At 71.9% G+C, this 25,406-nt stretch carries 27 protein-coding genes; 9 read left to right on the forward strand and 18 right to left on the reverse strand.

The window, feature by feature from the left end; genetic code table 11:
* The first annotated feature begins 32 nt into the window (after positions 1-32).
* Positions 33-911 carry a deoxyribonuclease IV gene (locus KVT45_RS01885; RefSeq protein WP_089101110.1) on the forward strand — a complete coding sequence of 293 codons (879 nt, stop codon included), beginning with the start codon at positions 33-35 and terminating at the stop codon, positions 909-911.
* An 18-nt stretch (positions 912-929) separates the two neighbouring features.
* Here the strand turns inward: KVT45_RS01885 and KVT45_RS01890 are convergent, their stop codons facing one another.
* The 5 genes from KVT45_RS01890 to KVT45_RS01910 all read right to left on the reverse strand — a co-directional run bounded on the left by KVT45_RS01890 (position 930) and on the right by KVT45_RS01910 (position 6,308).
* Positions 930-1,421, reverse strand: a complete 492-nt coding sequence (locus tag KVT45_RS01890; protein WP_217544609.1) for a Pycsar system effector family protein — start codon at positions 1,419-1,421, stop codon at positions 930-932.
* On the reverse strand, positions 1,418-2,503 hold the full coding sequence (locus tag KVT45_RS01895) for a hypothetical protein (RefSeq protein WP_217544611.1): 1,086 nt from the start codon (positions 2,501-2,503) through the stop codon (positions 1,418-1,420). The genes KVT45_RS01890 and KVT45_RS01895 overlap by 4 nt, the downstream gene beginning before the upstream one ends.
* Entirely contained in the window at positions 2,500-4,704 is a 2,205-nt protein-coding gene (locus KVT45_RS01900; RefSeq protein WP_217544612.1) for a hypothetical protein, read from the reverse strand. Before KVT45_RS01900 ends, KVT45_RS01895 begins: the two co-directional genes overlap by 4 nt.
* Entirely contained in the window at positions 4,701-5,531 is an 831-nt protein-coding gene (locus KVT45_RS01905) for a hypothetical protein (protein ID WP_217544614.1), read from the reverse strand. Before KVT45_RS01905 ends, KVT45_RS01900 begins: the two co-directional genes overlap by 4 nt.
* A gap of 108 nt (positions 5,532-5,639) precedes the next feature.
* Entirely contained in the window at positions 5,640-6,308 is a 669-nt protein-coding gene (locus KVT45_RS01910) for a Crp/Fnr family transcriptional regulator (protein ID WP_254646134.1), read from the reverse strand.
* 264 nt (positions 6,309-6,572) lie between these two features.
* Here KVT45_RS01910 and KVT45_RS01915 point away from each other — a divergent pair, with 264 nt between their 5' ends.
* A complete protein-coding gene (locus tag KVT45_RS01915; protein ID WP_217544618.1) occupies positions 6,573-7,091 on the forward strand; it encodes a DUF4396 domain-containing protein in 519 nt (172 codons plus the stop codon).
* 11 nt (positions 7,092-7,102) lie between these two features.
* On the opposite strand, the gene KVT45_RS01920 is transcribed toward KVT45_RS01915, so the two are convergent.
* The gene (locus KVT45_RS01920; RefSeq protein ID WP_217544620.1) at positions 7,103-7,735 is read right to left on the reverse strand and encodes a sulfite oxidase-like oxidoreductase; all 633 of its coding nucleotides are present in this window, start codon (positions 7,733-7,735) and stop codon (positions 7,103-7,105) included.
* Between the two features lie 199 nt (positions 7,736-7,934).
* On the opposite strand from KVT45_RS01920, the gene bfr reads away from it, so the two are divergent.
* Positions 7,935-8,417 (forward strand): bacterioferritin, encoded by a 483-nt coding sequence (gene bfr / locus KVT45_RS01925; RefSeq protein ID WP_217544622.1) that lies wholly within the window; start codon positions 7,935-7,937, stop codon positions 8,415-8,417.
* Here the strand turns inward: bfr and KVT45_RS56055 are convergent.
* Together KVT45_RS56055 and KVT45_RS01935 are read right to left on the reverse strand one after the other, a co-directional pair.
* A complete protein-coding gene (locus KVT45_RS56055) occupies positions 8,414-8,725 on the reverse strand; it encodes a (2Fe-2S)-binding protein (RefSeq protein WP_308310615.1) in 312 nt (103 codons plus the stop codon). The two genes, bfr and KVT45_RS56055, sit on opposite strands and share 4 nt — an antisense overlap.
* Before the next feature lie 160 nt (positions 8,726-8,885).
* On the reverse strand, positions 8,886-10,238 hold the full coding sequence (locus tag KVT45_RS01935; RefSeq protein ID WP_217544624.1) for a class II 3-deoxy-7-phosphoheptulonate synthase: 1,353 nt from the start codon (positions 10,236-10,238) through the stop codon (positions 8,886-8,888).
* Between the two features lie 106 nt (positions 10,239-10,344).
* On the opposite strand from KVT45_RS01935, the gene KVT45_RS58365 reads away from it, so the two are divergent.
* On the forward strand, positions 10,345-10,401 hold the full coding sequence (locus KVT45_RS58365; RefSeq protein ID WP_142195936.1) for a trp operon leader peptide: 57 nt from the start codon (positions 10,345-10,347) through the stop codon (positions 10,399-10,401).
* 109 nt (positions 10,402-10,510) lie between these two features.
* The gene (locus KVT45_RS01945) at positions 10,511-12,391 is read left to right on the forward strand and encodes an anthranilate synthase family protein (protein WP_217544628.1); all 1,881 of its coding nucleotides are present in this window, start codon (positions 10,511-10,513) and stop codon (positions 12,389-12,391) included.
* 62 nt (positions 12,392-12,453) lie between these two features.
* Here the strand turns inward: KVT45_RS01945 and KVT45_RS01950 are convergent, their stop codons facing one another.
* From KVT45_RS01950 to KVT45_RS01965, 4 genes are all read right to left on the reverse strand, one after another.
* Positions 12,454-13,482, reverse strand: a complete 1,029-nt coding sequence (locus KVT45_RS01950) for a 6-phosphofructokinase (protein WP_217544630.1) — start codon at positions 13,480-13,482, stop codon at positions 12,454-12,456.
* A 150-nt stretch (positions 13,483-13,632) separates the two neighbouring features.
* Positions 13,633-14,295 carry a response regulator transcription factor gene (locus KVT45_RS01955; protein ID WP_217544632.1) on the reverse strand — a complete coding sequence of 221 codons (663 nt, stop codon included), beginning with the start codon at positions 14,293-14,295 and terminating at the stop codon, positions 13,633-13,635.
* The gene (macS, locus tag KVT45_RS57595) at positions 14,292-15,506 is read right to left on the reverse strand and encodes a MacS family sensor histidine kinase (RefSeq protein WP_217544634.1); all 1,215 of its coding nucleotides are present in this window, start codon (positions 15,504-15,506) and stop codon (positions 14,292-14,294) included. Before macS ends, KVT45_RS01955 begins: the two co-directional genes overlap by 4 nt.
* Before the next feature lie 53 nt (positions 15,507-15,559).
* Positions 15,560-16,282, reverse strand: a complete 723-nt coding sequence (locus KVT45_RS01965) for a 1-acyl-sn-glycerol-3-phosphate acyltransferase (protein ID WP_254646136.1) — start codon at positions 16,280-16,282, stop codon at positions 15,560-15,562.
* Positions 16,283-16,481: 199 nt separating this feature from the next.
* Between KVT45_RS01965 and KVT45_RS01970 the strand changes: the two genes are divergently transcribed.
* The 4 genes from KVT45_RS01970 to KVT45_RS01985 all read left to right on the forward strand — a co-directional run bounded on the left by KVT45_RS01970 (position 16,482) and on the right by KVT45_RS01985 (position 19,649).
* On the forward strand, positions 16,482-17,261 hold the full coding sequence (locus KVT45_RS01970) for a carboxylesterase (protein WP_217544637.1): 780 nt from the start codon (positions 16,482-16,484) through the stop codon (positions 17,259-17,261).
* Positions 17,254-17,844 (forward strand): hypothetical protein, encoded by a 591-nt coding sequence (locus tag KVT45_RS01975; protein WP_217544639.1) that lies wholly within the window; start codon positions 17,254-17,256, stop codon positions 17,842-17,844. The genes KVT45_RS01970 and KVT45_RS01975 overlap by 8 nt, the downstream gene beginning before the upstream one ends.
* A gap of 184 nt (positions 17,845-18,028) precedes the next feature.
* Positions 18,029-18,652: an RNA polymerase sigma factor gene (locus KVT45_RS01980; protein WP_217544641.1), complete on the forward strand. Its 624-nt coding sequence runs from the start codon at positions 18,029-18,031 to the stop codon at positions 18,650-18,652.
* On the forward strand, positions 18,645-19,649 hold the full coding sequence (locus KVT45_RS01985; RefSeq protein WP_308310616.1) for a CU044_5270 family protein: 1,005 nt from the start codon (positions 18,645-18,647) through the stop codon (positions 19,647-19,649). The genes KVT45_RS01980 and KVT45_RS01985 overlap by 8 nt, the downstream gene beginning before the upstream one ends.
* Before the next feature lie 219 nt (positions 19,650-19,868).
* On the opposite strand, the gene KVT45_RS01990 is transcribed toward KVT45_RS01985, so the two are convergent.
* From KVT45_RS01990 to KVT45_RS02015, 6 genes are all read right to left on the reverse strand, one after another.
* Entirely contained in the window at positions 19,869-20,618 is a 750-nt protein-coding gene (locus tag KVT45_RS01990; RefSeq protein WP_217544643.1) for an endonuclease/exonuclease/phosphatase family protein, read from the reverse strand.
* A 179-nt stretch (positions 20,619-20,797) separates the two neighbouring features.
* A complete protein-coding gene (locus KVT45_RS01995; protein ID WP_217544645.1) occupies positions 20,798-21,751 on the reverse strand; it encodes an ROK family glucokinase in 954 nt (317 codons plus the stop codon).
* A gap of 134 nt (positions 21,752-21,885) precedes the next feature.
* Positions 21,886-22,347: a DUF5304 domain-containing protein gene (locus tag KVT45_RS02000; protein ID WP_217544647.1), complete on the reverse strand. Its 462-nt coding sequence runs from the start codon at positions 22,345-22,347 to the stop codon at positions 21,886-21,888.
* A 63-nt stretch (positions 22,348-22,410) separates the two neighbouring features.
* Positions 22,411-23,565, reverse strand: coding sequence for an ArsA family ATPase (locus KVT45_RS02005; RefSeq protein ID WP_217544648.1), 1,155 nt, complete (start codon positions 23,563-23,565; stop codon positions 22,411-22,413).
* A gap of 246 nt (positions 23,566-23,811) precedes the next feature.
* Positions 23,812-24,255: an SRPBCC family protein gene (locus tag KVT45_RS02010; RefSeq protein ID WP_217544650.1), complete on the reverse strand. Its 444-nt coding sequence runs from the start codon at positions 24,253-24,255 to the stop codon at positions 23,812-23,814.
* 121 nt (positions 24,256-24,376) lie between these two features.
* Positions 24,377-25,174: a metallophosphoesterase gene (locus tag KVT45_RS02015; RefSeq protein ID WP_217544652.1), complete on the reverse strand. Its 798-nt coding sequence runs from the start codon at positions 25,172-25,174 to the stop codon at positions 24,377-24,379.
* Between the last annotated feature and the right edge of the window lie 232 nt (positions 25,175-25,406).

The following is a 25,406-nucleotide window of genomic DNA, read 5'->3' on the forward strand; positions in this document are numbered from 1 at the left end:
GGGTGCGGGCCGCGCCGTGACACCCTGGACGGGTGAAGAGTCAGCAGTCAGGTCCCGCCCGCAACCCCGTCGGCGGCCATGTCCCGGTGGCCGGCGGCCTGCACTCCGTCGGGCTGTCGTACGCCCGTGAGCTGAAGGCCGAGACCGTGCAGGTCTTCGTCGCCAACCCGCGCGGCTGGGCCACCCCGGCGGGCAGCCCGAAGCAGGACGAGGCGTTCCGCGCGGCCTGCGCGGAGGGATCCGTCCCGGCGTATGTGCACGCCCCCTACCTGATCAACTTCGGCTCGCACACCGAGGCCACCGTGGAGAAGTCGGTGGAGTCGCTGCGGCACTCGCTGCGCCGCGGCCGGGAGATCGGGGCGCTCGGGGTGGTCGTGCACACCGGGAGCGCGACCGGCGGGCGGGCCCGGGACGTGGCGCTGAAGCAGGTACGCACGCATCTGCTGCCGCTCCTCGACGAGCTGACCCACGACGACGATCCGTTCCTGCTCCTGGAGTCCACCGCCGGGCAGGGCGCCTCGCTCTGCTCGCGGACCTGGGACTTCGGGCCGTACTTCGAGGCGCTGGACGCCCATCCGAAGCTGGGCGTCTGCCTGGACACCTGTCACATCTTCGCCGCCGGGCACGACCTGACCGGGCCGAGCGGGATGCACCAGACGCTGGACCTGCTGGTGGACACCGTCGGCGAGGGGCGGCTGAAGCTGATCCACGCCAACGACTCCAAGGACGTCGTCGGCGCGCACAAGGACCGGCACGAGAACATCGGCTCCGGTCACATCGGCGAGGACCCGTTCCGGGCGCTGATGACCCACCCGGCGACCGCGGGCGTACCGCTGATCATCGAGACGCCCGGTGGCAAGGAGGGGCACGCCGCCGACGTCGAGCGCCTCAAGCGGCTCCGGGACGGCTGACACCCCTCGCCGGACGGCTCACCCCATCGCCAGCGGCACCGCCGCCAGCAGCAGCCCCGCGCCGAGCAGTGCCATCGACCGGCGCAGCCAGCAGTACTTCGCCGACAGGATCACGCTGACGTCCTGGAGCTGGGTGAGCAGCCAGCCCACCTGGTCCGCCCCGGCGTCGACGGCGGCGCGGCGCAGCGCCTCCGGGTCGATGCCGTGCAGGGCGTCGGCGTAGAAGGTCGGGCCGGGTGCCGAGCGGACCGTGCGGGTGCGGGGCACGATCACCGCGAGCAGCAGCAGGGTGCCGGCCGCCCAGAGCGCCCCGCCCGCCGTGAGGAAGGCCAGGGCGACACCCGACGCGCCGGACGGCGCCCCCCTGCCGAGCACCAGCGCCGGTACCGCGACGGCGCCCGAGAGCAGGACGGACGCCTTCACGTCCGCCCTGCCCAGGTCCTCGCGCACGGTCGCCAGCAGCCGTTCGGCGACGTAGTACGCGGCGGCGTCGGGCTCGCCCGGGGTCATCGGCGCGCCTCGGGGCTGGAGTCGTCCTCCACCCCCGTCCCCTGCCCGGGGATGGCGTCCGCCGGTGGCGCCGGCGGAACCGGCGGGGGCGCGTCGGCCGGGAGCAGCGGGGGTGCGGGCGGCATCGGGGGCATGGGCGGCACCGGCAGCGAGGTCGGGGCCTGCGGCAGGCCGTGCGGGAAGACGCCGTTGGAGACCGTGCGGCTGTAGTCGATGAGGGCCTGGACCTGGTCGTCGATCTGGTGGCGCTGGACCACGCCCTGGTTGATCAGGTTGGTCAGGTAGTCCAGGGCGCCCTGGCGCTGGTCACGGGCCTGCTGCTGGAGCACGCCGAGGATCTCGGCCGCCCGGCCCGGATCCGAGGCGAGCAGGTGGGCGTACTGGACGGTCTCGCCGGCCGTGATCAGCTTCTGGGCGTCGTCCATGTTGGCCGCGATACGCGCCTTGGTGACGTTGTCGATGGCCTCCTGGACCACGCCGCCCTTCTCCACCGCGACCATCTGGGCCTGGTGGTCGGCGGCGGCCTGCCCGAGGTCGATGCGGACGAACACCTGGGTGGCGAGGCCCAGTTCGGCACCGAAGTCGCCCCACCGGCCGCTGGCCAGCTCGTCCTGGATCGCCTCGTCTACCTGCTGGGCCGAATCCAGGCTGTAGCGGCGGCTGAGTCCGCGTAACCGGGCCTCCAGCGACGGGCGGAGCATCCGCTCCACGTCGACCACGCGCTTCTCGGCGGCGGTGTAGAAGTCGCGGACCTCCCAGTTGACGTCCGCTCCCGCCCTGAACTGGGCCCGGTCGCCGAGGGTGGGCAGTGCCAGCTGGAAGGAGACCTGGTGCCTGCCGCGGGCGATCCAGCACACCGAGGTGGGCCTGCCCATCAGCGGCTTGTTGAAGTGCTCCGCGCCGCGGACGGTGAGGATGCTGTGCCCGCCGTTCTTGTAGTAGAGCACCGACGCCACCTGGCTGTTGCGGTGCCGGTAGGCGGCCTGCGGGGCGAACTCGCGGACGAAGGGGCCTCTGAGGTCGTGCGGCAGGACGAACTCCTCGTCCTGGGGCGGCCAAGGCTGCCACTGGTTGTGCGTCATGGTGTACTCGCTCCCTGGACCGCCCCCCACAGGCGGCGGACCTGCTGTTCGTTCAGTGGTTGGTCGGGGTCTTCGGTGAGTTCCTTGATGAGGTTCAGCAGCCGGTTGCGGTCGTCGTGGCTGTGCACGAGCAGCGGCAGGAACCGCTCCAGGCGGTCGGCCCAGGGCTGGTCGGCCGAGCCGCGCAGCCAGTCGGACAGGGTCTCGATCGCCGCCTCGTAGGACCGTGGGGTCTGCAGCGCGGTCCACAGGAGCCCGGCGAGTTCCGGGGCGAGGGCGGGCCGGACGGCGGCCAGGGCCAGCATCAGCGGCCAGTCGCCGTAGCCCTCCAGGTCCTCGTGCTGGTTCCAGAGGTCGGTGACGGGGACGGAGGCCAGGTAGACCGTGGACTGCAGGCCGAGGTCCTGCTGGGGCCGGCGCTCGTCGGAGAGCCAGGCACGGATCCGGCGCAGGGTCTGGGGCTCGGGGTGGGCGCCGGCGAAGTGGGCGACCTGGACGGCCGCGCCGGACCGCAGCCTGCCCTCGTCCCAGACGCCGATCCCGCCGAGCAGGTCGAGGCTCTCGCGGACGGTGTCGGTGGCCCGGCCCCGGCCGAGCACGGCCCCTGCCGTCCAGCGCAGGTGTTCGTCGCCGTAGCGGGCCCAGGAGCCGACCAGGGCGCGGATCGCGCCGCCGACCTCCGGGGAGCGGACGGCCACGTCGAGGACGGTCGCGGCGAACAGCCGGCGGCGGGCCCGCTCGGCCTGGGCCATGGGCTGGACCAGTTCGTGCACGGTGTGCGAGAGGTCGAGGCGGCACAGCTGACCCGCCGCCACGGCGGCCCGCACCCAGACCTGGGGCCGGTCGTCCTCGCAGAGCCCGGCCAGCCAGCGCAGCACGGGTCCGCGCGCGTTGTGCCGGTGCTGCCAGAGGTGGCCGAGGACGGCCGGGGCGAGGGCCTCGCCGCCGAACCGCACGGTGCGCACCGGGACTTCCTCGGTGCCGACCTCCTCGGTACCGAGTTCGGCGACCGCGCGGGCGGAGACCAGCCGGGCGTCGACGCCGTCGCTGAACAGCGGGCGGCCGGGCGTGGCCTCGGGGTCGACGGTGACGGCCAGTTCCCAGGCGAGCACCTCGGCGGCCTCGGCGACGGCGCTGAGCGAGGCCCCGTCGAGGACGGCGACGGCGATCCGGTAGGCCGCGTCCCGCAGCCGCTCCGGGGTCTCGGAGCGGACCCCGCCGGCGAACCATTCGGCGGCCTGGTTCTCGGCGAACTTCCGGCATTCGGCGAGGAGTTCGTCGTGGGTGAGCTCGTCCCTGGTGTGCCGGGCGAGGAGCCGCGCGTAGTGGGCGGCCTCCGCGGGCCGCAGTTCGTCGAGTCCGCGTGCCTCCAGGACGTCGGGGTCCAGGGCGGTCGCCCGGGCCCGCTCGTACAGCTCGGGCGCCTTGTCCGCCAGTTCGAGGGCGAGGTGGCCTTCGAGCACGGCGGTCTGGGCGGCCGGGGTGTGGGCGCGGTAGTAGCGGCCGCTGCGGGAGAGCACGTCACCGGGTTCGGGGGTGGCCAGCAGGACCGCGTACGCGTCCTTCTCGCCGAGTAGTTGGCAGAGCCGGTCGAGGCCGGTCTCGTCCGGTAGCCCGGTGGCGCTCGGCTCCAGGGCGTAGCCGTGGCCGTCGCTGATCTGGTCGTCGTCGAGTCTGTCCAGGTCGGTGCGCGGGTCGAGCCGGGAGACCCGGCCGCCGGTCAGGCCGTCCAGCAGGGACAGGGCGGTGTAGGCGCGGCCGGTGCCGGGCTGGCCGTACAGCACCAGGAGGCGTCCGTCGCGCAGTTGCTCGCGGTGTTCGGCGTAGTCCGCCGGTTCCTGGAAGACCTGGCGCAGTCTGCGCAGCTGGTCCTCCGGGAGCGGGCCGGCGAGGACGCGTTCGGCCGCCTGCCGGCTGTAGAAGTTCATGGTGCCGACGGATCCGGAGCTGATGAGGGTGCCGGTGCCGTGCTGGCTCACGGTCGAGCGGTAGATCCGGGAGGCGGCGGCCGCCGCGCCGGGCAGCGCCTCCTCGCCGAGCGGGTCGGCGGCGGAGCCGCCGATGACGTCGGCTTTCTCCGGCTCGGGGGCGCCGCCGGACTCGCCGCCCTGCGGCTTGTCCGGCTCGGCCTTCTGCTGCGGCTGCGGCTGCGGCGACGGTTTCGGGCCGCCCTGGGGCGGCGGAGGGTTCTGGGCGTTCACCGGCCACCGCCGCGGCGGTCGCTGTTGAGGGTCTCGATCCGTTTGGCGGCGATGATCTCTCCGTCGCCGTGCTGGTGGATGTTCTGGACGAAGCGGTCCCCGGTGTCCGTGGCGGCGGGCGGTCGCGGCGGGGTGCTCGCCTTCGTGCCGTTCGTACCGGTCGGCCCCGGCGTCCCGTCCGGTCCGGCGGCGGAGTCGGGCACCGGCTCCGCGGACGGCACGGTCGCCTCGCGCGGCTCGGGCGGCTCCGGCGGTTCGGACCGGCCGGGGACCATGAACCAGGCGGTGGTGCGGCCCTCCTTGAGCTCCACGTCGTGCCGGCGGTAGTGCTCGGGGTCCACCCAGCGTCCGCCGGGCAGGACGAAGTCCTCGTGCACGCGGTCGGAGGCGATCACCACCAGGGGCGCGCCGTCCGCGGCCTTGAGGATCGCCTTCGCGGTGCCGCAGTCGCACAGCCGGCAGGCCAGGTCGACGGCGCGCCCGGAGCGGCCGTAGGCGTCGGCCGTGACCCGGCCGATGTGCAGTCCCACGCGCAGCCGCAGCGGTTTCCTGAGGTCCCGGTTGCTCTCCCGGAGGTTCTGGTGGAGCTGCTGAACCCACTCCCCCACGACCCGGGCGGGCGGCACGTCGGGCGCCAGCACGCTGAGGATGCCGTCGCCGCGGTCCTCCTGGTAGAGGCGCGGCGGGCGGATGCCGGCCTGTTCGAAGGCGGTGCCCGTGACGTCGTAGAGTCTGCGCCGCATCTCGGGTTTCTCGGTGTCGGACAGCAGGCCCGAGCCCTGCGCGTCCACGTTGACGATGAAGCCGTACGCGGCTTCCCCCTCCATCGTTCTCCCCTTCCTGCCGTCCCGCCGGACCGTCGGCCCCTCGGCTGATGGTCGCGGAGCCGGACGGTCGCCGCTGTAGCCGTTTACACAGCGCGGGACGTGTGCTTGTCAGGTCTCCGTGCTGTGTGGTTGTCCGGCGGCGAGCAGGCGGAGCGGGTCCAGGTCGGCCACGGCCAGGGTGCCGGGGCCGGTGCGGACCAGGCCCTGTTCCCGTAACAGGCGCAGGGCCTTGGCGACGGCCTCGCGGGTGGAGCCCACGGACGCGGCCAGTTCGTGCTGCGCGAGGGGCAGCCGTATGGTCACGGCCTCGTTCTCCGGCCGGCCGGTGCGGTCGGCGAGTTCGACCAGGCGCTGGGCGAGCCGTTGCAGCACGGTCATGGAGGCCAGGGCCCGGCGCTCGTGGTCCGCGCTGCGCAGCCGCTCGGTGAGCTGGTTCATCATCAGCGCGTTGGCGTGCGGCCGGGAGGCCAGGAACCGCCGGAACCGCTCCCCGGGTACGACCAGCCCGGTCACCTGGCCGAGGGTGCTCACCGAGGCGCTGCGCGGGCGGCCGTCGAGCGCCGCCATGTCGCCGACGACCTCGCCGGCCCGGCGCAGCGCCAGGATCAGCCGGCCGCCGCGCTCGGTCGGCGTCCACACCGTGCACCAGCCGCTGAGCAGGACCACCGCGAAGGTGGTGCGGTCGCCTTCCGCGACGACCGTGTCGTACGGCGGGTACTCGTGCCGGGTGCCGAGTCCCGCCAGTGCCTCCCGGTCCCCCGGACCGAGGCTCCCCATGAAGGTATGCCGCTCTCCGAACAGCCCCACCGTCGTCCCCCGACCGCTCGCCCCCGAACCGGATCGCAAGCGGAACCCCAAGGGCCCCCCGGATCCGTCTCCGCCCGGCGCGTCTCCCGCCAGGCAAGAATCTCAGCGTAGCGCTCTGGGCACGGAATGTGCGTGCCGTTACCGGAACGAGCCCGGACCCTTCCCCGGAATACCCCAGGGGGGTATACATGTTGGCGTCACAGAAGGATCCGCACCTGACACCGGGGGTCAGCCATGGACCACGAGCACGCCGTCCACGAGCACACCGAACACACTCACGCACCGCACACATCCCACGAGGCACACGGCGGCACCGGCGCCTCCTGGGCCATGGCCGCCCAGGCCACCCTGCACTGCCTCACCGGCTGCGCCATCGGCGAGGTGCTCGGCATGGTCGTCGGCACGGCGTTCGGCTGGGGGAACCTGCCGACCACACTGCTGGCGATCGTGCTGGCGTTCTTCTTCGGCTACGCGCTCACCATGCGCGGGGTCCTGAAGGCGGGCGTCGACCTCCGCACCGCCCTGCGGGTGGCGCTGGCCGCGGACACCCTCTCCATCGCCGTGATGGAGCTGATCGACAACGGCACGATCCTGGTCTGGCCGGCCGCGATGGACGCCCAGCTGGGCGACGCCCTGTTCTGGATCTCGCTGGCCCTCTCGCTCGTGCTCGCGTTCGTGGTGACCACGCCGGTCAACAAGTGGACGATCGGGCGGGGCCGGGGGCACGCGGTGGTGCACCGGTACCACCACTGAGCGGCGGGACCTCAGAGCTCCGGACCGTCTCCCGGCCCCTCCTGGTAGGAGTAGCGCTGCTCCTTCCAGGGGTCGCCGATGTTGTGGTAGCCGCGCTCCTCCCAGAAGCCGCGGCGGTCGGCGGTCATGTACTCGATGCCGCGGACCCACTTGGGGCCCTTCCAGGCATACAGGTGCGGGACGACCAGGCGGACCGGGAAACCGTGCTCGGCGGTGAGGAGTTCGCCGTCCTTGTGGGTGGCGAAGAGGGTGTGCTCGGCGGCGAAGTCCGCGAGGCGCAGGTTGGAGCTGAAGCCGTACTCCGCCCAGACCATCACATGGGTGACATCGGGGGCGGGCGGCGCGAGCTCCAGGACGGTCCGCGCCGGGACCCCGCCCCACTCCGCGCCGAGCATGCTGAACTTCGTCACGCAGTGCAGATCGGCGACCACGGTGGCGTACGGCAGGGCCGTGAACTGCTCGTGGTTCCAGACGTGCGCGCCCGAGTCGGCGGTGGCGCCGAAGACCCGGAACTCCCAGCGCTCGGGCCGGAACTTGGGCACCGGGCCGTAGTGCGTGACCGGCCAGCCGCGCTGCAGTCGCTGCCCCGGCGGAAGCTCGGCTCCCGCGGCTTCCCGAGACGCGTGCTCCACCGGATGACCCATACCTTCCATCCTGACAGACCACGGGCGGTGCACCTGACCAGGCAGACCACTCAAAGATCAGCAAATCGCTCAACTAGCACCAGGCATGGACTTACTTACTAAGTACGCACTTACTGGACGATCTTCCGCGCCGGTGCAATCATGCGCCGCAAACGTCCCATCTGTCCGGTACGGAACCCATGCGGAAGGAGCCTCTGCGATGCAGGGCGACCCCGAGGTCATCGAATTCCTCAACGAACAGCTCACCGGTGAGCTCACCGCGATCAACCAGTACTTCCTGCACGCGAAGATGCAGGAGAACTTCGGCTGGTACAAGCTCGCGAAGTACACCCGGCACGAGTCGTTCGACGAGATGAAGCACGCCGAGGTGCTCACCGACCGGATCCTGTTCCTGGACGGGCTGCCCAACTACCAGCGGCTGTTCCACGTCCGCGTGGGGCAGACCGTGAAGGAGATGTTCGAGGCCGACCGGCAGATCGAGGTGGAGGCGATCGACCGCCTCAAGCGCGGGATCAAGGTGATGCGCGAGAAGGGCGACATCACGTCCGCGAACATCTTCGAGGAGATCCTGGAGGACGAGGAGCACCACATCGACTACCTCGACACCCAGCTGGAGCTGGTGGAGAAGCTCGGCGAGGCGCTCTACATCTCGCAGATCATCGAGCAGCCCGAGAGCAGCTAGGCGCTCCGCGGGAAGGGCCGAGGCAGGCCGTCGGTCGCCTGCCGGCCCGTCGCGGCCGATCGCGCAGTTCCCCGCGCCCCTTCGGGGCGCTCACCGGGCAGCGCTGTCAGGACAGGCTTACCCTGGTCGGCCAGCTCGCGGCGGGGGCAGGCGCCCCGGCCGAGAATCGCCTGGATGCGACGGACGCACGAACCGCAGTCCGTGCCCGCCTTGCAGGCGGACGCTATCTGGCGAGGGGTGCAGGCACCGTTCTCCGCGTGCTGCTTGACCTGCGCCTCGGTCACCCCGAAACAGCTGCAGACGTACACGCGGATTCACCTCCCGCCGGGATCGATCAGTGGTGCCGCCCCGATTGATCGGTGAGGCTTACCTAACCTTACCCGTCACCCGGGGAGCGCAAAAGTGGAGTGGGGCGCGGATCGCATGTGATCCGCGCCCCACTTCCCGCGGGACTCCCCGCGAGGCCGCCTACTGGTCGCGGTACATCTCCGCGACGAGGAACGCCAGGTCCAGGGACTGGCTGCGGTTCAGCCGCGGGTCGCAGGCCGTCTCGTAACGCTGGTGCAGGTCGTCGACGAAGATCTCGTCGCCGCCGCCCACGCACTCGGTGACGTCGTCACCGGTGAGCTCCACATGGATGCCGCCCGGGTGGGTGCCGAGCGTCTTGTGCACCTCGAAGAAGCCCTTGACCTCGTCGAGCACGTCGTCGAAGCGGCGGGTCTTGTGGCCCGAGGCCGCCTCGAAGGTGTTGCCGTGCATCGGGTCGGTGACCCAGGCCACGGTGGCGCCCGAGGCGGTGACCTTCTCGACGAGCTCGGGGAGCTTGTCGCGGACCTTGTCCGCGCCCATCCGGACGACGAAGGTCAGCCGGCCCGGCTCGCGGTCCGGGTCGAGGCGGTCGATGTACCTCAGCGCCTCCTCGGCCGTCGTCGTCGGGCCGAGCTTGAGACCGATCGGGTTGCGGATCTTCGAGGCGAACTCGATGTGCGCCCCGTCCAGCTGCCGGGTGCGCTCACCGATCCACACCATGTGCGCCGAGACGTCGTACAGCTTGCCGGTGCGCGAGTCGACCCTGGTCAGGGCGGACTCGTAGTCCAGCAGCAGCGCCTCGTGCGAGGAGAAGAACTCGACCGTCTTGAACTCCTCCGGCTCCGCGCCGCAGGCCCGCATGAAGTTCAGCGCGTTGTCGATCTCGCGGGCGAGCTGCTCGTAGCGCTGGCCCGACGGGGAGGACTTCACGAAGTCCTGGTTCCAGGCGTGCACCTGGCGCAGGTCCGCGTAACCGCCGGTGGTGAAGGCACGCACCAGGTTCAGCGTCGAAGCGGACGCGTTGTACATCCGCTTCAGCCGCTCGGGGTCCGGGATGCGGGCCTTCTCGTCGAAGTCGAAGCCGTTGACCGAGTCGCCGCGGTACGTCGGCAGGGTCACGCCGTCACGGGTCTCGGTCCCCTTGGAGCGCGGCTTGCTGTACTGGCCGGCGATCCGGCCCACCTTCACCACGGGCACCGACGCCGCGTACGTCAGTACGGCACCCATCTGGAGGAGGGTCTTGAGCTTGTTGCGGATATGGTCGGCCGACACCGCGTCGAAGGCCTCGGCGCAGTCTCCGCCCTGGAGGAGGAACGCCTCTCCCTTGGCGACGGCCGCCATCCGGGCGCGCAGCTGGTCGCACTCGCCCGCGAAGACGAGCGGCGGATACGACTCCAGCTCCGCAACGACTGCGCGCAGAGCCTCGGGGTCGGGGTACTCGGGCTGCTGCGCCGCGGGCAGGTTTCGCCAGGTGTTGCCAGCGCCAAGGCTGGTCTTAGCGTTCACGGTCACCTCGTAAACATTACGGGGTCGTGTCGCCATGTTTTCCTCCGGCTCGACTGGTGAGACAGAGCGATTGTCCTGTGGACAGAGGGCGGGGTGCGGTAGTGTTTTCCGCATGTTCGCGCATTCGATCCAGAACTGGTGGTGGACCGCTTCTCCGGCGGCCCACTGACTGCGCGTACGCAAGACTTCGCGAAGGCCGCCCGGAGGGGCGGCCTTCGGCGTTCCCGGGGTCGTTCCTCTCTCACCTGTCTCACCTGACAAAGGACCGCAGAGGAACCATGGACCTGAACCGGCTGCTCCACGACGACCGCCCCTTCGCCCTGCTCCGCCGCCGCACCCCCGGCCACGACGAGAGCACGGTGGAGCTCCTGCTCGGCCCGGTCACCGCCCACGACCGGCTCGCCGACCTGCCCGAGGAGGGGCTCGCCCTCGTTCCGTACCGGCAGATCCGGGAGCGGGGGTTCGACGTCCGGGACGACGGGACGCCGCTGCTGGTGCTCACCCCGACAGTGGTATGTCACATTCCACTGGACGAGGCCCTCGCGACCCTCCCCTCCCACGAAGTCCGCGTCGAGTCCGGCGCCTTCGACGTCGAAGACGACGCGTACGCGCAGATCGTCGGCCGCGTGCTGCGTGAGGAGATCGGCCGCGGCGAGGGCGCGAACTTCGTGATCCGGCGGACGTACGAGGGCGAGATCCCGGGCTTCGGGCGCGCCGACGCGCTGGCCCTGTTCCGGCGGCTCCTGGAGGGCGAGCGGGGCGCGTACTGGACGTTCGTCGTGCACACCGGGGACCGGACGCTGGTCGGCGCGAGCCCCGAGGTGCACGTCCGGATGTCCGGCGGCACGGTGGTCATGAACCCGATCAGCGGCACGTACCGCTATCCCGCCGAGGGCCCCACACCCGAGCACCTGCTCGGCTTCCTCGCCGACGGCAAGGAGATCGAGGAGCTGTCGATGGTCGTCGACGAGGAGCTCAAGATGATGTGCACGGTGGGGGACATGGGCGGTGTGGTCGTCGGGCCGCGGCTCAAGGAGATGGCACACCTCGCGCACACCGAGTACGAGCTGCGCGGCCGGTCCTCGCTGGACGTGCGGGAGGTCCTGAAGGAGACCATGTTCGCGGCGACCGTGACAGGGTCCCCGGTGCAGAACGCCTGCCGGGTGATCGAGCGGCACGAGGTGGGCGGGCGAGGCTACTACGCGGGGGCGCTGGCGCTGCTGGGGCGTGATTCCGGCGGCGCCCAGACCCTCGACTCCCCCATCCTGATCCGCACCGCCGACATCGACGCCGAGGGGCGGCTGCGGGTCCCCGTCGGCGCCACCCTGGTGCGCGGCTCGGACCCGGCGGGCGAGGTCGCGGAGACGCACGCGAAGGCAGCCGGAGTGCTGGCTGCCCTTGGGGTACGGCCGTCACGGCCGCGTGCCGAGCAGACGGGCCCCCGGCTGGCCGACGACCCCCGGGTGCGGGCCGCGCTGGACGGGCGGCGGGCCGCACTGGCGCCGTTCTGGCTGCGGATGCAGGAGCGGTCCGGGGAACTGGCCGGGCACGCTCTCGTGGTGGACGCCGAGGACACGTTCACGGCGATGCTCGCGCATGTGCTGCGGGCCGGCGGGCTGGACGTCACCGTCCGGCGGTACGACGAGCCGGGGCTGCGGGCGGCCGTGCTCGCGCACGAGGGGCCGGTCGTGCTCGGCCCGGGGCCCGGTGACCCGTCCGACCTGGACGATCCGAAGATGCGGTTCCTGCGGGAGCTGACGGCGACCGTGCTCCGGGAGCACCGGCACGGGGTGCTGGGCGTCTGTCTCGGCCACGAGCTGATCGCGGCGGAGCTGGGGCTGGACATCGTCCGCAAGGAGGTCCCCTACCAGGGGGCGCAGGCGACCGTGGACCTGTTCGGGCGCCCGGAGACGGTCGGCTTCTACAACAGCTTCGTGGCCCGCTGCGACGAGGAGGCGGCGCGGGAGCTGGCGGCGCACGGCATCGAGGTGAGCCGGGCGGCGAACGACGAGGTGCACGCGGTACGGGGAAGCGGCTTCGCCGGGGTGCAGTTCCACCCCGAGTCGGTCCTCACGCTGAACGGGGCCGCCGTGGTGCGGGAGCTGATCGGCCAGCTGCGCGGTACCGGCACGTTCTCCGAGGGCCGGCCGGCCCGGTAGTCCGGGACGCCGTTCCGGGCGGGCCCGGCCCTGTCGGGGTGCGGGCCCGCCCGGAGTCGGACTCAGCCGAAGAACACCCCGACCTCCTCGTACAGCTTCAGGTCGACGGTCTTCAGCTTGGCCGTGGCCTCCGCGATCGGTACCCGGACGATGTCGGTGCCGCGCAGCGCGACCATCTTGCCGAAGTCCCCGTCGCGGACGGCGTCGACGGCGTGCAGGCCGAAGCGGGTGGCCAGCCAGCGGTCGAAGGCGCTGGGCGTGCCGCCGCGCTGGATGTGCCCGAGGACGGTGGTCCGCGCCTCCTTGCCGGTGCGCCTCTCGATCTCCTTGGCCAGCCACTCGCCCACCCCGGACAGCCGGACGTGCCCGAAGGAGTCCAGGGACCCGTCCTTGAGGACGACGTCGCCGTCCTTCGGCATGGCACCCTCGGCGACGACCACGATCGGGGCGTACGACGCCTTGAAGCGGGAGGTGACCCAGGCGCACACCTGGTCGACGTCGAAGCGCTGCTCGGGGATGAGGATGACGTTGGCGCCGCCGGCGAGGCCGGAGTGGATGGCGATCCAACCGGCGTGCCGGCCCATCACCTCGCAGACCAGGACCCGCATGTGGGACTCGGCGGTGGTGTGCAGCCGGTCGATGGCCTCGGTGGCGATGCCGACCGCGGTGTCGAAGCCGAAGGTGTAGTCGGTGGCGGACAGGTCGTTGTCGATGGTCTTCGGTACGCCGACGACGGGCACGCCGTACTCGTCGGTGAGGCGGGCGGCGACGCCGAGGGTGTCCTCGCCGCCGATCGCGATCAGCGCGTCGACCTCCAGCTTGGCGAGGTTGTCCTTGATCCGGCGGATGCCGTTCTCCTGCTTGAGCGGATTGGTCCGCGAGGAGCCGAGGATGGTGCCGCCGCGGGGCAGGATGCCGCGAACGGCGGGGATGTCGAGGCGGACGGTGTCGCCTTCGAGGGGTCCGCGCCAGCCGTCCCGGAAGCCGACGAAGTCATAGCCGTACTCCTGCACGCCCTTGCGGACGATGCCCCGGATGACGGCGTTGAGCCCGGGGCAGTCGCCGCCTCCGGTCAGTACTCCGACCCGCATGGAAATGTCCCTTCGCCGCGGTTGCCTGGTGGGACTCACGCTAATGGTGATCCAGCTCACACAGGGATGGGTGCGGAAGGGCAATTCCGGTGAATTGTCGGGCGGTTGGTTTACTCGCTGCCCGAAGATCAGATCAGATCAGTCGTCGGCTCAGTCGTCGTCGAGTCCGGCCTCTATCGCGTACCGCACCAGCTCCACCCTGTTGTGCAGCTGGAGCTTGCCGAGGGTGTTCTGGACGTGGTTCTGGACCGTGCGGTGGGAGATGACCAGGCGTTCGGCGATCTGCTTGTAGCTCAGGCCCTTGGCGACCAGCCGCAGCACCTCGGTCTCGCGGTCGGTGAGCCGGGGCGCGTCGGGCCGGTCGGCGTCCGCGGCCGGGGCCGGCTCGGAGGCCAGGCGGCGGTACTCGCCGAGGACCAGTCCGGCGAGACCGGGCGTGAACACCGGGTCGCCGACGGCGGTACGGCGGACCGCGTCGAGGAGTTCCTCGGTCGAGGCGGACTTGAGCAGGTAGCCGGTCGCGCCGGACTTCACCGCCTCCAGGACGTCGGCGTGCTCCCCGCTCGCCGAGAGGACCAGGACCCGCAACGCCGGGTTGTGGCCGACGAGTTCCTTGCAGACCTGGACACCCGGCTTGGCCGGCAGGTTGAGGTCCAGGACGAGGACGTCGGGCCCGGCGGCCTTGGCGCGGCGCACCGCCTGGTCGCCGTCCCCGGCGGTGGCGACCACCTCGAACCCGGACTCGGCCAGATCCCGGGCGACCGCGTCCCGCCACATGGGGTGGTCGTCGACCACCATGACCTTGATGCTCATCGCCGCTCCGCCTTCCCCGGGGAGACCTTCGGTACCTTCAGCTCCACTTCCGTGCCCTGCCCGGGGACCGAGACCAGCTCGGCGCTGCCCCCGAGGTCGCGCAGCCGCCCCCGGATGGACTGGGCCACCCCGAGCCGCCCCTCCCCCTCGGCCTGGGCGAGCCGTCCCTCCGGGATGCCGGGGCCGTCGTCCCGTACGGTGACCACGACCTCGCCGGGCTCGTCCTCGACCAGGATCCAAGCCCGCGCCCCGTCCCCCGCGTGCCTGCGCACATTGTCCAGGGCGGCACCGACGGCCGCGGCCAGCTCGCGTGCGGCGCCCGGCGGCAGCTCCACCGGCGCGCCGGGCTCGGCGAGGCTCACCCGGGATCCGGCGTACCGCGCGAGCAGCGTGCGCAGGTCGACGGGCCCGATGTCGTCCGGCTCCTCGACCAGGCGTACGACCGCGCCCTGGGCCTCGTCCTCCGAGACCCGCGAGAGCGGCACCAGCCCGCCGGAGACCAGCGTCCGCAGCGCCACCTCCTGCTCCCCGGCCAGCCGGCCCAGGTCGGCCGCGTCGCCGCCGAGGTCCGCGCCGCGCCGCTGCACCATGGCGAGCACCTGGAGCACGCCGTCGTGGATGTCCCGGGCCAGCCGCTCCCGCTCCCGGGTCGCCGCCTCGATCTCCAGGGCGCGGGCGAGGGTGCGCTCGGAGGCCCGGGCGACCTCGACGACGTACCCGATGGCGATGGAGGCGACCCAGACCAGGATGACGTTGTGGACGGTGTCGCGGGCCGGGTGGCCGCGCTCGACCAGGTTGGCGGCGGCGACCGGCGTGGAGGCGAACGCGGCCCAGCGCCAGCCGCCCTTGAGGGCGAAGGCGAGGACCGAGCCGGCAGTCCATATCGACGGCAGGGTCGGGCCGCCCCGGTCGATGTGCTCCTGGGTGACCACCCAGGGGGTCAGCACGATGCCGGTGAGCGCGATGGCGAGGTCGACGGCGAGGAAGCGCTTGGTGCAGGCCGCCGCGCTCTGCACGCGGGGCAGGGTCGCCAGGGTCCAGACGGTCAGGACGGCGTAGTAGGCGATGGCGACGCCCGCGCGGTCGTACTCGTCGTAGGCCGAGGCGAACAGGCCGATCGCGTACAGCAGGGTCAGCACGCGGTAGCCGGTGAGGGCACGCCACAGGGGCTGCTCGACCGACATCCGTATGACGCGTTCCCGCTTGCTCATGTCCCCCAGTCCCCCTGCCAGTCCCCCGGCTGCCAGTCCCCCCTGCCGCCGGTCTAGGACTCGGCGGCCTTCTTCTCGGCCTTCGCCGCGTCCCTCTCGGCCTTGGCGGCCTCCGCGATCTGCCGCTTGGCGGCCGTCGCGTAGATGTCCACGTACTCCTGGCCGGAAAGCTTCATGATCTCGTACATGACCTCGTCGGTCACCGCGCGCAGCACGAACCGGTCGTGCTCCATGCCCTGGTAACGGCTGAAGTCCAGCGGCTTGCCGATCCGGATGCCCGGCCGCATCAGCTTGGGCATCACCTGCCCAGGCGGCTGGATCTTCTCCGTGTCGATCATGGCGACCGGGAGGACCGGGGCGCCGGTCGCGAGCGCCACGCGCGCGAGGCCGCCGGGCTTGCCCCGGTACAGGCGGCCGTCGGGCGAGCGGGTGCCCTCCGGGTAGATGCCGAACAGCTCGCCGCGCTCCAGCACGTCTATACCGCTCTGCACCGCGGCCTCGCCGGCGCCGCGCGCGCCGGAGCGGTCCACGGGGAGCTGGCCGACGCCCTTGAAGAAGGCGGCCGTGAGGCGGCCCTTCACGCCGGGCGTGGTGAAGTACTCGGCCTTCGCGATGAAGGTGACCTTGCGGTCCAGCACCGCGGGCAGGAAGAACGAGTCGGAGAAGGACAGGTGGTTACTCGCCAGGATCGCCGGGCCCTCGGCCGGGACGTTCTCCAGGCCCTCCACCCAGGGCCTGAAGGTGACCTTCAGCGGTCCCCCGATAGCGACCTTCATCGCGCCGTACAACAACCGAGTGCCTCCTGTTTCCGTCGAACAGACCTTAACCCGGAGCGCCGGGAATGGGCCCGACGACCCTGGTCGGTGTCAGTGCCGTCGCGTACGGTGAAGGACAACCGGAGTCGTCGTCCATGGCTCTCACAGTTCCGCCCCCTCGAACGAAATCGAACGAACTCCAACGAAATGGAGACCGAAGGTGCCGGTTCTCCCCGGAGCCGAGCCGTACCGCCATGACGGCGGGGAGGTCGGCGTCCTCCTCTGCCACGGTTTCACCGGCTCGCCCCAGTCGCTGCGCCCCTGGGCGGAGCACCATGCGGCACACGGCCTGAGCGTGTCGCTGCCCCTGCTGCCCGGGCACGGCACCCGCTGGGAGGACATGCAGGTCACCGGCTGGCAGGACTGGTACGCGGAGGTGGACCGCGAGCTGCGGCTGCTGCGCGAGCGCTGCTCCCAGGTGTTCGTGGCGGGCCTGTCCATGGGCGGCACGCTGGCGCTGCGGCTGGCCGCCAGGAACGGTACGGGTGTGGACGGCGTGGTGATCGTCAACCCGGCGAACAAGGTGCACGGCCTGTCGGCGTACGCCCTTCCGGTGGCCCGGCATCTCGTCCGCACGACGAAGGGCATCGCCAGCGACATCGCCAAGCCGGGCGCCGCGGAGACGGGGTACGACCGGGTGCCGCTGCACTGCGCGCACTCGCTGCGGAACTTCTTCCGCCAGGTGGACAAGGAGCTGCCGCAGGTGACCCAGCCGCTGCTGCTCCTGCGCAGCACCCGGGACCATGTGGTTCCGGCGGTGGATTCCGCCCGGATCCTGAGCCGGGTGTCGTCCACGGACGTAACGGAGGTCGTGCTGGAACAGAGTTACCACGTGGCGACGTTGGACCATGACGCGGACCGGATCTTCGAGGAGAGCCTTGCCTTCATCGGCCGGCTCGCACCCAGTGTCGGCAAGGAAGGGACGGCCGCAGTTGGCTGAGCACGACTCCGACCGCGAGGACCGCGAGCCGGACGAGACGGGGGTGCCCTTCGACGAGGCGGCCGCCTGGGCGGCGATCGTCGCGGGGTACGGCGACGAGCCGCCGGACCCACCGGGCACGAAGCCCTACAAGCCGGTGCAGGATCTCGCGCTGCCTGCGACCGACGAGGACGAGACCGAGGCGGGCGCCGAGGCTGCCGGGACCGCGGCCGGGGCGGCCGAGGAGCCGCGGCCCGTGCGGCCGCTGGGCGGTTCCGTCTCCTTCGCGCCCGGGGTCGGCCCGCGTGACTACTCGGCGCCGGAGGCGTCCGAGGACGACTTCGACGAGGACGACGACGGGCACTTCGTGCCGCCCGAGCCGCCGCCGCTGCCGGAGACCGACACCACGGCCAAGTTCGCCTGGCTGGGCGTGGTGGGCGGACCGGTCCTGCTGCTGCTCGCGGTGCTGCTGGGCTGGGACATGACCTGGTGGCTGGCGACGCTGGGCATCGGCGGCTTCCTCGGCGGGTTCGTCACGCTGGTGACCAGGATGAAGACCGACGACGACGAGGACGGCGACCCCGGGCGGGGAGCCGTCGTCTGACCGACCCGCACACACGAGGGCCCGTCCGGAGTGACTCCGGACGGGCCCTCGTGTGTGCGGGCTCAACCCCTGCCCCGAAAGAGGGAACGCGAAAAAGGGAACTCGCTTCCGTCGACCGGCGAAGGAGAGGTGAACCACCAAGCCCAAGCCTTCGAGGCGTTCGGACGAACGGAAAGGAGCCCCGATGACCGTAGGACCACCGGGCACCGGTACCCGCGACAGGGAGCGCGAGGACAGCGACGCCCGGGTGATCGCGCGGTCCCGGGACGAGCCCGAGCAGTTCGCCGTGCTCTTCGACCGGTACGCCGACGCCGTGCACCGTTACGCGGCCAGGCGGCTGGGTCCGGAGGCGGCGGAGGATCTGATGGCGGAGACCTTCGTCACCGCCTTCCAGCGACGCCACACGTACGACCTCGAACGAGCCGACGCCCGCCCGTGGCTGTTCGGCATAGCGACCAACCTCGTGGGCCGGCACCGCCGGGCCGAGGCACGCCGGTTCCGGGCGCTGTCCCGGCTGCCGGAGCCGGTGGAGCACGAGGAACCGGTCGCGGATCGGGCGGTCGACAGGGCCGGCGCCACGGGGGTGCGTCGGCAACTGGCGGCAGCGCTGGGCGGATTGTCCGCCCGGCACCGCGATGTCGTCCTGCTGGTGGCGTGGGCCGGCCTCGACTACGAGGAGGCCGCCGAGGCGCTCGGGGTGCCGGTCGGCACCATCAGATCACGGCTGCACCGGGCCCGCGGCAGACTGCGCGAGGCACTGGGCGGAACCGATCCGACGGCTTTCCGGGAGGCGGACGCCCGTGCGTGACATCGACGAACTGCGTGAACTGAGGGACTTCGACATGGGGGCTCCGCCGCTCGACGAGGAGACCAGGCAGCGGGTGCGGGCCCGCCTGAGCGCGGCGATGGACGGCAGCGCTGTGCGCGTACGGCCCCGCCGGCCCGTCCTGCGCATCGCCCTGACGGCCGGGCTGGCCGCCGCGGTCGCCGCCGGCGTACTGGTCGCCGTACGGGACGACGACGGCGCCCGGACCCACCGCGCGGCGGAACCGCCGGCCACCAGCGCGCCCGCCATGCGGAACGTGAGCGCGCAGACGGTGCTCAAGGGGGCCGCCGCGTACGAGCGCAAGCACGAGCGGACGGCCAGCCCGCGCGACGACCAGTTCATCTACACCAAGGAGATCATCAAGGAGACGAACCAGAAGACCGGTGCCACGAGGAGCTACACCGACGAGAACTGGCGCTCGGTGGACGGCTCCCAGCGGGGCTGGACGATGGAGATCGGCAAGGGCTGGTGGTCGCCGCCGCTGAAGAAGGGCGAACACGTCTGGCCGCCGCAGGACTGGGGCACGCTGCGGAAGCTGCCGACCGACCCCGAGCAGCTGATCCTGTCGATCGCGAACGAGTTCGGCGGCAGGACGAGCTCGCTCGACGGCCTCGGCGACGAGGAGTGGTCGGAGATCCACTTCAGCCTCGCCGGGCTGCTGAAGCTGGTCCCGGTGATGCCGGAGGGGCTGCGTCCGGCCGCGTACGAGGCGCTCGGCATGGTGCCGGGGGTGAAGGTCGTGCCGGGCCAGAAGGATGCGAAGGGGCGCACCGGAGTGGCCATCACGTACGACGACCCGACGCTCCCGAAGGGCTCGGCGGGCTTCGGCGGCTACTTCATCTTCGACCCCGTGACGTACCGGTTCCTCGGCTTCCGCGACGTGCGCACCTCGGGCGACGGCGCGGCCATGAAGACGTACACCCAGCTCTCGTATCTCGACAGCTGGGCCGTCGTGGACAAGGTGAAGCAGCGGCCGTAGACGGCTAGGCCCTGTCGTTTGGATCAGCCTGGCTATGAGGTGCGGCACCTTTCGACCGACCCGAGCGGGGCCTGGTGCGTACAGCTGCAAGGCGGAGGAGGGAGTCGACGCGGTGGGGGCACCTCCCGGCCGAAGGCTGGGGGACGTCGGCGAGTGACGACAACGCCGCAGATGGGCGTGCCAGGCCCCGCGACGCCGGGATGATCCAAACGACAGGGCCTAGGAGACGGCGGGGACCCTGAGGGCGGCCAGCACGGGCAAGTGGTCCGTTGCCCGTGCGAGGTCTGCCCGGGCTACGCCGGGCAGATCCTCGGGGACGCCGCAGCCGAGCACCTCGATGCCCTTGGTCGCGAAGATGGCGTCGATGCGCTGGTGGGGGTCGGTGGACCAGGAGGTGAACTCGCCGCCCCAGGGAGCGGTGGTACGGCAGTCCTGGAAGGCGTCGGCCAGCCGGCGGAAGGTGCGGCCGTCGGGGCGGTCGTTGAGGTCGCCGCCGGCGATGGCGTGCGCCACGCCCATGCCGGCGACCCGGTCGAGGAGCAGGCCGCCCTGTTCGTAGCGCTCGTCCTGCTGGAGGCTGAGGTGGAAGCTGGTGACGCCGAGGCGGGCGGCGCCGAACCGGACGACGGCGGTCGCGAGGCCGCGGCGGTGCAGGCCGGGGGTGAGGGGGAGGAGGACGTCCTCGGTGCGCTCGACGGTGGCGCGGAGGTCGCAGAGGATCGCCGGGCCGGCTGCCGTGCCGCCCCCGGTGAGGATCACCAGGTCGCAGGCCGAGGCCAGCCGGGCGAGTTTCTTGCGCCAGCGGAAGAAGCGGGGGGCTTCCTGGATCAGGACCAGGTCGGGGGCGCAGGCTCTGATGACGCGGGCGAGGGCGTCGGTGTCGTCCCGCATGGAGCGGATGTTGTAGCTGAGGACGCGGATGACGGCGGAACCGTCGGGCTCTGTGTGGGAGTTGGGGAGCGACGCCATGTGGATCAATGTACGCGGCGATGGAAAGGGCCGCGCACCCAATGGCTCGGGGCGCGAGGTTTGTGCGCGACTGCCGGTTGTGGGTGGCTTGTCACGCCCGCGTGGCGGTAGCCGCATATCGACTACCGCCTCGCGCCCCTAGGGAGTTGCGGTTGCCGCATCCCGAGAATCCAGGGTGATTACATGATGGGGTCGGGCTCTCTCGCCAGGTCGGCCGCGCCCACCAGGCCCGCCTCGTTGCCCAGCTGGGCCGCGATGACGTCGGCGACCGGGCGCCAGTTGCCGCCTACCAGCCAGCGCTTGTAGGACTTGCGGATCGGGTCGAGGACCAGCTCGCCCTCGTCCGAGAGGCCGCCGCCGACGATGAACGCGGAGGGGTCGAAGAGGGAGGCCAGGTCGGCGAGGCCGGCGCCGGCCCAGCGGGCGAGCTCGCGGTAGGAGTCGACGGCGACCGGGTCGCCCTGCCGGGCGGCCATGGAGATGTGCTTGCCCTCGATGCCCTCGGGGGTGCCGTCACCGAGGCCAAGCAGGATCTCGGCGTGCTCGGGGGTGGCGTTGGCGCGCTGCTTGGCGTAGCGGACCAGGGCGCGGCCCGAGGCGTACTGCTCCCAGCAGCCCTGCGAGCCGCAGCCGCACAGCAGTCCGTCCGGGACCATCCGGATGTGCCCGAACTCGGCGGCGACGCCGAAGTGCCCGCGGCGCAGCTTGTTGCCGATGATGATGCCGCCGCCGAGGCCGGTGCCGAGCGTGATGCAGATGACGTTGCGGTGGCCCTTGCCGGCGCCGAACTTGTACTCGCCCCAGGCGGCGGCGTTCGCGTCGTTCTCCACGACCACGGGGAGGCCGACGCGGGCCTCGACCTCCTCCTTCAACGGCTCCTGGCGCCAGTCGATGTTGGGCGCGAAGTAGACCGTGGAACGCTGCCGGTTCACGTAACCGGCGGCGCCGATGCCCACGCCGACGATCTCGTGCCCGGCGCGCGCACCCTCTACGGCGGAAGCAATGGCGTCCACGATGCCCTCGGGCGTGCCCGGGGTCGGCACCTTGTGGGTCGAGAGGATGTTGCCTTCCTCATCGACCACGCCGGCCGCGATCTTCGTGCCGCCGATGTCGACGCCGATGGTGAGTCCCATGAATCCCTCAGTTTCGGTCGAGCCCCGCTACGGCCAACCGTACCCGAGGCCCTGCCGTCGGGTTCTCGTCGTCCGTCCGGTGAGCGGACCGGCCGGCGGTAGGGGACGCGGGACGGAGGGAATCGACGGGGCTGTCAGTCCAGGTCGATGCGTTCACCGGGGCCGTCGTCGTCGCCCGGGTCGTGCTTGCCGGCGGTCCAGCGGGTCTCCTGGGCCTGGACCGCGGAGCGGTAGGCGGCGAGGAGTTCGCCGCCGGCCGCGGCCAGGTGGTCGAAGACGTCCGGGTTGCGCTCTATGACGGGCTCGACGACGTTCTTCGCCTGCTGGACGACCTGCCGGACCACCTGCTGGGCGGCCGGTCCGGCGACCGCCCCGAGCAGCGGGGTCTGGATGCCGGAGAGCTTGTCGGCGACGGCGTCGACGAGTTTGCGCAGTTCCTCGGCGGCCGACCCGGGCGGCGGGCCGTACTGGGCGCGGCGGCGGGCCTTCTCCGCCTGCAGGTCCTCGGCGCAGGCGGTGGCCCAGGCGTCGTCGTCCGTCGCCCGTACCTCGTCCGCGGCCTCGGAGGCGTCGGCTGCGGGGCGCTCTTCGCTCATGACGGACTCCTGCCTACGGTTCGTCTCTACGACGTTACCCGAACGGGCGTACCGGTTTCACCGTCAGCGCGGCCACAGCTCCGGGTCCGGTGCGAAGCGCAGCCGCAGCTCGCCGTCGCGCAGTCCGGCCCCGGCGACGGTGCAGCGGCGCAGGGCCGACGGCAGGGCGACGATCCGGCGGAAGCCGCCCACGGTGATCACCACCTCGTCGCCGCGCCGGACGAGGTCGAGGTCGTCCCGTATCGCGCCGGGCAGCGGGATGTGCCAGACGAGGACGCCGTCCTCCTCGATCCGGTCGGCGACGGGCCACTCGACCGGGGTGGGCGCGGTGTTGACACCGGGCACGGCGAGCGCGGCGAGGTCGTCGGTGCCGCGCGGGTCGTGCCCCAGGTGGGCGACGGCCTTGACCTCGTACGCCTCCGACCACTCCGCGAGGGTCTTGCGCTGCTGGGCGACGAGGGTGTGCAGGGGCGTGGCCTCGGGCAGCACGCGGTTGGCGAGCAGGGTCGCGGCGGGCAGTCCGCGCAGGGCGAGGCCGAGGCGGGCGGTGCGGACGGCGTCGGCGCCGGCCGGTCCGGGTTCGGCGACCAGGCGTACGGCGGTGTCGCGGTCGGCGAGGACGGCCTCCACGGCGGCCAGCTCGACGTCCCAGCGGGCTGCCGTCTCGTACAGCCAGTCCGCGGGCATGGGCACGCCGGCCAGGCGGCCGAGGACCGGGCGCAGGGCGCGGGCCGCCTGCCGCTCGGGCGGGAGCAGGCGGCGCAGGTACCGGCGGAGCTCCTCGGGGAGGGCGAGGAGGGCGAGCGCCTGCGGGGCGGGCGGGAGGTCCACGACGAGCAGCTCGTACCGCTCGGAGAGGGCGGCGTCGCGCAGGGCCCGGAGGAAGGACAGTTCCTCGGCGCCGGGCAGAGGGGTGAGCTCCTCGGCGTCCAGGCGGGAGGCGCCCAGGAGGTCGAGGACGTTCGCGGCGCGGGTCTGGAAGGCGGTGAGGTCCTCGCGGAAGCGGGCGGCGGCGTCGGGGCGCCAGGCGGCGAGGGTGGGGGTGACGCGGGTGGGCTCCGGTCCTGTCACCACACCCAGGGCGGCGCCGAGGGTGTCCGTGCGGTCGGCGCTGAGAACGAGGGTGGGGGTGCCCTCGGCCGAGGCGCGCAGGGCGGTGGCCGCGGCGACGGTCGTACGGCCGCTGCCGCCCGGGCCGGTGATCAGGATGGTGCGCATGAGGGTGAACCGTAACGGACGTCCAGGTGAGCCCCCGCTACAGCGGGCGCAGGGGGTGTCACTTACCGGCGCTGGCAGGGTGCCGCCCGCGCCCACCCGTGCCGCCCCAGCGGCACGACTGCCCGCGGCTGAGCTGGATGGAAGCGGCGGCTGCAGCGCCCCCTAAGGGGCGCGGGGAACTGCGCGACCAGCCCCCACTCACCCGCGCCCGGGACCCTACGCGTACCCCTACGGCGCGGCCCTACCTCACTTCTCCCCCGACTCCACCCTCTTCTTCAGCCCCGCCAGCGCCCGGTCGATGATGACCTTCTCCGCCTTGCGCTTGATCATGCCGAGCATCGGGATCTTGACGTCCACGGTCAGCGAGTACGTGACCTCGGTCGAACCCGCGCCCGCCGGCTTCAGGAGGTACGAGCCGTCCAGGGAGCGCAGCATCTGGGACTTCACCAGCGTCCAGGAGACCTCGTTGTCGCCGGTCCACGTGTAGCCGAGGACCTGGTCGTCCTTGATCGCACCGGCGTCCATGACCAGGCGCACCTGCTCGGCACGGCCCCGGGCGTCGGTCTTCAGAACCTCCGACTCCTTCACTTCGCCGGTCCAGTCCGGGTAACGGGCGAAGTCGGCGATCACCGCCATCACGTCGGCCGGGGCCGCCTCGATCGTGATGCTCGAGCTGGTGTGTTCCGCCATCGCCGTGGCTCCTCCAGATGCGGGCCGGTAAGAGAGGTCGCTGCACACGCGTGCGCACGCGTATGCAGCGTGAAGGCTACCGCGCGCCCGACCAGCCGACTTCACCCCCTGTCCGGGGTCGTCACCATTCCAGCGCCCAGGGCCGTCCCGTACCCGCGAAGTGCCCGACGTTCACGCACTCGGTGGCTCCGATCCGCATCCGCTTCACCAGCGGCTGGTGGACATGTCCGAAGAGCGAATACCGGGGGCGGGTGCGGCGGATGGCGTCCAGCAGGGCCCGGCTGCCCCGTTCGAAACGGCGCGCCACCGTGTCGTACACCAACTCCGGCACCTCCGGCGGGATGTGCGTGCAGAGCACGTCGACCTCGCCGACCGCCTCGATCTTCGCCGCGTACTCCTCGTCGGAGATCTCGTAGGGGGTGCGCATCGGGGTCCGCAGCCCGCCGCCGACGAAGCCGAAGACCCACCCCCCGATCTCCACCCGCTCGCCGTCCAGCACCGTCGTGCCCGGCCCGGCGTACTCCCGCCACAGCGGCGGCATGTCGACGTTGCCGTACGTCGCGTACGTCGGTGCCGGGAACGCCGCGAACATCTCGGCGTACTGCTTGCGCACCGCCTTCTCGATCGCCGTCGCCCGGTCCGTGCCGATCCCGCCCCACAGCCGGGCGCCGAGCTCCCGCGCCTCCTCGAAGCGGCGGGCGGTGCGGAGTTCGACGATGCGGTCGGCGTTCTCGACGCCGAACAGGTCGGGGAAGATGCCGCGGGAGTGGTCGGCGTAGTCGAGGAAGAGGACGAGGTCGCCGAGACAGATCAGGGCGTCGGCGCCGTCGCCGGCCCGGGCCAGGTCACGGGCGTTGCCGTGCACGTCGCTGACCACGTGGACGCGGGTCCTCGGGACGCCGGAGGGTGTCGCTGCCATGGTGATCAAGCGTAGGCCTGTGCGGCAAACGTGAACAGGCAATGGCCGAGCCGCCGGTTACTGGTCAGTCACTAAGGCCGTGGACTACCGTACGCGAAGGAACACCAACCTGTGTGACGCACCGAACATCTCGCCGGACCCCCCTGTCGAAGAAGCCATACCGGCGGGTAACGTCCGGGCAGTCCAGTCGTGCTCAGGATTTCAACCAACGGATCTTCCAGCCCGTGGCGAA

The organism is Streptomyces sp. GbtcB6 (assembly GCF_019091475.1).
In the GTDB taxonomy this organism is placed as follows: domain Bacteria; phylum Actinomycetota; class Actinomycetes; order Streptomycetales; family Streptomycetaceae; genus Streptomyces; species Streptomyces hyaluromycini.

Excerpts from the sequence above, each read along its gene's own strand:
- KVT45_RS01890 (WP_217544609.1), bottom strand. The coding sequence starts at position 1,421 with ATGACCCCGGGCGAGCCCGACGCCGCCGCGTACTACGTCGCCGAACGG.
- bfr (WP_217544622.1), top strand. The coding sequence starts at position 7,935 with ATGCAGGGCGACCCCGAGGTCATCGAATTCCTCAACGAACAGCTCACC.
- KVT45_RS01945 (WP_217544628.1), top strand. The coding sequence starts at position 10,511 with ATGGACCTGAACCGGCTGCTCCACGACGACCGCCCCTTCGCCCTGCTC.
- KVT45_RS01995 (WP_217544645.1), bottom strand. The coding sequence starts at position 21,751 with ATGGGACTCACCATCGGCGTCGACATCGGCGGCACGAAGATCGCGGCC.
- KVT45_RS01920 (WP_217544620.1), bottom strand. The coding sequence starts at position 7,735 with ATGGGTCATCCGGTGGAGCACGCGTCTCGGGAAGCCGCGGGAGCCGAG.
- KVT45_RS02005 (WP_217544648.1), bottom strand. The coding sequence starts at position 23,565 with ATGCGCACCATCCTGATCACCGGCCCGGGCGGCAGCGGCCGTACGACC.
- KVT45_RS01905 (WP_217544614.1), bottom strand. The coding sequence starts at position 5,531 with ATGGAGGGGGAAGCCGCGTACGGCTTCATCGTCAACGTGGACGCGCAG.
- KVT45_RS01910 (WP_254646134.1), bottom strand. The coding sequence starts at position 6,308 with ATGGGGAGCCTCGGTCCGGGGGACCGGGAGGCACTGGCGGGACTCGGC.
- macS (WP_217544634.1), bottom strand. The coding sequence starts at position 15,506 with ATGAGCAAGCGGGAACGCGTCATACGGATGTCGGTCGAGCAGCCCCTG.
- KVT45_RS01895 (WP_217544611.1), bottom strand. The coding sequence starts at position 2,503 with ATGACGCACAACCAGTGGCAGCCTTGGCCGCCCCAGGACGAGGAGTTC.
- KVT45_RS01950 (WP_217544630.1), bottom strand. The coding sequence starts at position 13,482 with ATGCGGGTCGGAGTACTGACCGGAGGCGGCGACTGCCCCGGGCTCAAC.
- KVT45_RS01915 (WP_217544618.1), top strand. The coding sequence starts at position 6,573 with ATGGACCACGAGCACGCCGTCCACGAGCACACCGAACACACTCACGCA.
- KVT45_RS02015 (WP_217544652.1), bottom strand. The coding sequence starts at position 25,174 with ATGGCAGCGACACCCTCCGGCGTCCCGAGGACCCGCGTCCACGTGGTC.
- KVT45_RS01990 (WP_217544643.1), bottom strand. The coding sequence starts at position 20,618 with ATGGCGTCGCTCCCCAACTCCCACACAGAGCCCGACGGTTCCGCCGTC.
- KVT45_RS01965 (WP_254646136.1), bottom strand. The coding sequence starts at position 16,282 with ATGAAGGTCGCTATCGGGGGACCGCTGAAGGTCACCTTCAGGCCCTGG.
- KVT45_RS01955 (WP_217544632.1), bottom strand. The coding sequence starts at position 14,295 with ATGAGCATCAAGGTCATGGTGGTCGACGACCACCCCATGTGGCGGGAC.
- KVT45_RS01980 (WP_217544641.1), top strand. The coding sequence starts at position 18,029 with ATGACCGTAGGACCACCGGGCACCGGTACCCGCGACAGGGAGCGCGAG.
- KVT45_RS02000 (WP_217544647.1), bottom strand. The coding sequence starts at position 22,347 with ATGAGCGAAGAGCGCCCCGCAGCCGACGCCTCCGAGGCCGCGGACGAG.
- KVT45_RS02010 (WP_217544650.1), bottom strand. The coding sequence starts at position 24,255 with ATGGCGGAACACACCAGCTCGAGCATCACGATCGAGGCGGCCCCGGCC.